This is a genomic window from Microcoleus sp. D3_18_C2, from assembly GCF_036702395.1.
GTDB lineage: Bacteria > Cyanobacteriota > Cyanobacteriia > Cyanobacteriales > Microcoleaceae > Microcoleus.
The window spans coordinates 4179-8189 of record NZ_JAUBTG010000106.1 but is presented as its reverse complement, the minus strand read 5'-3'; the positions used below and the strand labels follow the sequence as shown (position 1 = coordinate 8189).

Here is a 4011-nt window from a genome sequence, read left to right as displayed (position 1 = left end):
CCCGCCCGTCCACTCATGACGGGCGGGACGCCCATCCCACTTTCAAGAGTGGAAGTTATTTAATTCTCATTCCTTATCAACTAATTCATCACGTCAAGGATTCCCTTGACTACGCCTTCCATGACTTTTTCAATTAAGCTCAATTCATTTTCGCCGATCGACTCATTTAAGAGCATTGACTGAATCCGCTGTCTGTCATCGCGAGTCAGTTCGCCGGACGAAAATATCCGCTCTACTATTTGTTCAGTTAGAAATGGGAAAGCTGGAGTTTGCATGGTTGGTCTCTAAAAGCATCAATATTTTGTTTTTAACTTTATTAGAGGAGCCAGTTATGGTGTGGGTTTTTACTTTCCCACCCAATCAGTGCTCCAATCTTATGACTCTGGGGGGCTTTTGTCAATACACTTGTTACAGAACAATACAAAATTTGCCTGAAATTTCCGACATTCGGGCAACGGGTGGTTTTGGAGTGCGATCGACCCCGGTGGTGGCGGTGTGCGATCGACTTTTTGAAGTTTATGGGCACTTTAGCGGAACATTACAGCTCAAAAAAAATCAAAACGAGAAGAGATTAAAATTGGTAATGGAGAATTGGCTTGTCTGAAATCCCTCTTCCTTCCGGCTAATGACTAATGACTAATGACTAAGGAATAATGACTAATGACTAATGGCTTCCTCCAATGACCTATTTTCCTTCGGCTCTAATTTTGACATTAGGTTTTTGGCTGCTACCTCTAGCAGTGCGATCGCAACCTGTCGTTCCTGCAAATGACGGCACAAATACTGTTGTTCAGTCCGAGCAAAACCGCACCGACATTAGTGGCGGACAATTGTCAGGAAACGGGACAAATCTGTTTCACAGCTTCAGTCAATTTAATCTCAGCGAAGGTCAAATTGCTAATTTTCTAACTAATCCAAATATTCAAAATATTTTAGGGCGGATTTCCGGCGACAATGTTTCCGTCATTAACGGTCTGATTTCTGTCAGCGGCGGCAACTCGAATTTATTCTTAATGAATCCGGCGGGAATTGTCTTCGGTCAAAATGCTAGATTGAACGTGCCGGGGTCTTTTTTCGCGACAACTGCTACAGGTATTGGTTTCGGTGACGGCTGGTTCCATTCGGCGGGAATTAATGATTACAAAGCTTTACTGGGAAATCCTAATCAATTTAATTTTAATAATTCACAAATTGGTGCAATTGTCAATGCCGGAAACTTGGCAGTTGGCAACGGGGAAAGTTTAACTTTGCTCGGTGGCACCGTTATTAATACAGGACAATTATCCGCTCCCAACGGTCAAGTTACTGTGGCTGCTGTTCCGGGACAAAATGCAGTCCGTATCAGTCAAAGCGGCAATTTATTGAGTTTAGAAATTACTCCGTCTTTGCAGTCAGAAAAATCGGCGATCGCCCCGGTTTCTTTGCCTCAGTTGCTAACGGGGCCCGGCGTAGCGTCAGCCACAGGTTTAACCACTAACGAACAAGGTCAATTGGTATTGACTGGGGGCCAAACAGTGCCCGCAGTTGCCGGAAGTGCGATCGTCTCCGGTTCTGTAAATGTATTTGGCCCTTCTGGGAATGCTGGGGGCACAGTCAATATTTTAGGGGAAAAAGTCGGACTCTTCGGCGCAAATATCAATGCTTCCGGGACTGACGGTGGAGGTACTGTGCGCGTCGGAGGCGGTTTCCAAGGGATGGAACCAGTGCCCAACGCCCAGGTAACTTATGTTAGTCCTGATTCTACGATCGCAGCAAACGCGATCGACCGCGGCAATGGCGGCACTGCGGTAATTTGGTCAGACAATACAACTCGCTTCTTGGGCAATATTAGTGCTCGCGGCGGCACTACCGCAGGTAACGGCGGAACAGTAGAAGTTTCCGGCAAAAATGCTTTAACTTTCCAAGGAGAGGTCGATACCCGCGCGACTAACGGTGCGATCGGCAATTTGTTGCTCGATCCGGCAAATATTACCATCGTCAGCGGTAACGGATCCAGCAGCGCGCGATCGACTGGCGGGGAACTGGAATCGGCACCAGAACCCAACGAAACATCGATCTCAGAAGTGCAGTTGGAACAGATGGCGGCCGGCAGCAACGTGGTTCTAGATACCCCCGGCTACATCACCGTCCAAGACTTGCCCGATAACAAACTTTCCCTGCAAGCGAGAACCGGAGACACCGTAACATTTAGAGCGGGCGGAGTGTTTGTTGTCAATGACCCCAACGATTTAATCGAGACTCAAGGCGGCAACATCAACATTTTCGCCAGCAGCATCTCTCTGGGCGGACTCAATGCTAACGGCGGCAATATCGCTATCACTGGTAACGGCATTGACTTCAGAGGCGGCAGCAATTCCGTCAGCAGTGCGGGGGGAACAATTCGCTTGCAGCCCAACGATAGCCGAGCAATTCGGATCGGTGGCACCGGCGATGTTTTGGGCCTTTTGGACTTGACGGCAACGGATCTCGGCGCTTTGGCGGGGGATTTCGGCTCGATCGCGATCGGGCGCGAAAACGGTAGCAGCACGTCGATCGCGATCGTCGCACCCATTACCTTCAACAGCCCGCTGACACTTCAAGGCCGATCGATCGCGATCGACAATCCCCTGAACACAAGCGGCAGCGCTAGCTTGACTCTCAACGCGCCCCAAACTAATCTCAACGCCAACATTGCCACATCCGGTGGCGATCTCACTTTTACAGGAAACGCATCCCTCAATGCTGACGTGGCTTTGAGCGCGGAAGTTAGCGGCAACATTCTGTTCTCCGGTAGCCTAGACGGATCTCACGCCCTAAGACTAGACGCTGGGCGAGTGCTGTTCGGCGCTACAGTCGGTCAAGCTGCACCGCTGGCGAGTTTAACTGTCAACGCCCGCAGTACCGAGGTATCGGGCAATATTGCGACATCTGGCGACATGACTTTCAATAGTAACGTCACAGTCGATCGCACCGCCGCCCTAGCCACCACTACCGGCAATATCACTTTTGCCAATACCCTCGACAGCAGGCCGGGCCGGGCTAATAATTTGACCCTGCGCGCTGGTGGCAACATTACTTTTGACGGCAGAGTCGGTCAAACTCAGAGGTTGGGCCTGCTCTCGGCCGATGCTGCTAGTGTGACTGCTGCTTCCACAATTGCAGCGCGTATTTTGAGCGTTAACGCGCGAGATTCCGCTAGCTTCGGGGGGGACAGCACGGCCGCTTTGGGAGCCGATATCAAGGCAGAAAACGTCTTCCTAGAGGGTAATTTAAGGACGGATGGTGGCAGCGTGAACCTGCAAGGAAGCGGCGAGGTTCGGACTGGTAATATTACCTCGAACGGTGGGAGGATTCGGGTTGAGGGGAATACTGTTGCTGCGGGTGCGATCGACTCGTCATCGGCGGGCACAGGAGGCGCGATCGCTCTCCAAACCACTGCCGGCCCTTTAACTGCGGGAGCTTTGAACGCTTCGGGGGCGATCGGCGGAAATATCGATGTCACCTCTTCATCGGGCATTTCGGCTCTCGATCTCAACTCCAGCAGCACTTCAAACGGCAACGGCGGGGGCGTTTCCCTGAACGCGACTGATAACATTCAGTTGGGCTTTATCAATGCTCAAGGTGGTACTGGTGGCACTGGTGGCAGTGTTGATGTGACAACCCTCGGTTTGTTTCGCTCGAACAATGTTTTCAACGATATATCGGGCAATTCTTCGAGTATTTCTACTGCCGGAGGTGCGGGGGCGGGCAGGATCGCAATTCGCCACGGAGGCGCTATCGATCGACCATTTATAGTTGGTGGCGCGATCGACAATGGAACCCTGGGAAGCATTAATGCTGGCGCGGGAAATGCCATTTTGCCCACTTTTTCTGTTGGACAAACTTACACCCAAGGAAGTTTACCAAATCAGATTTCCCTAATTACACCGGGCCCGCCCTCTACTCCCGCACCCATTCCCGCACCCATTCCCGCACCCATTCCCGCACCCATTCCCGCACCCATTCCCGCACCCATTCCCGCACCCATTCCCG

The 4011-nt window shown here is 51.3% G+C and carries 3 protein-coding genes; 2 read left to right on the top strand and 1 reads right to left on the bottom strand.

The features are described 5' to 3' along the window. Positions 1-80: 80 nt before the first annotated feature. Positions 81-275, bottom strand: a complete 195-nt coding sequence (locus QUA88_RS28800) for a hypothetical protein (RefSeq protein WP_190661768.1) — start codon at positions 273-275, stop codon at positions 81-83. A gap of 152 nt (positions 276-427) precedes the next feature. On the opposite strand from QUA88_RS28800, the gene QUA88_RS28795 reads away from it, so the two are divergent. Then, positions 428-604 carry a hypothetical protein gene (locus QUA88_RS28795; protein WP_333056475.1) on the top strand — a complete coding sequence of 59 codons (177 nt, stop codon included), beginning with the start codon at positions 428-430 and terminating at the stop codon, positions 602-604. A 76-nt stretch (positions 605-680) separates the two neighbouring features. Further along, positions 681-4011, top strand: a 3331-nt coding sequence (locus QUA88_RS28790; protein ID WP_333275147.1) for a two-partner secretion domain-containing protein, incomplete at its 3' end; no start/stop codon positions are given.

What these genes read in the sequence shown, in the direction of transcription:
- QUA88_RS28800 (WP_190661768.1), bottom strand. Translation starts at nt 275, where the DNA reads ATGCAAACTCCAGCTTTCCCATTTCTAACTGAACAAATAGTAGAGCGG.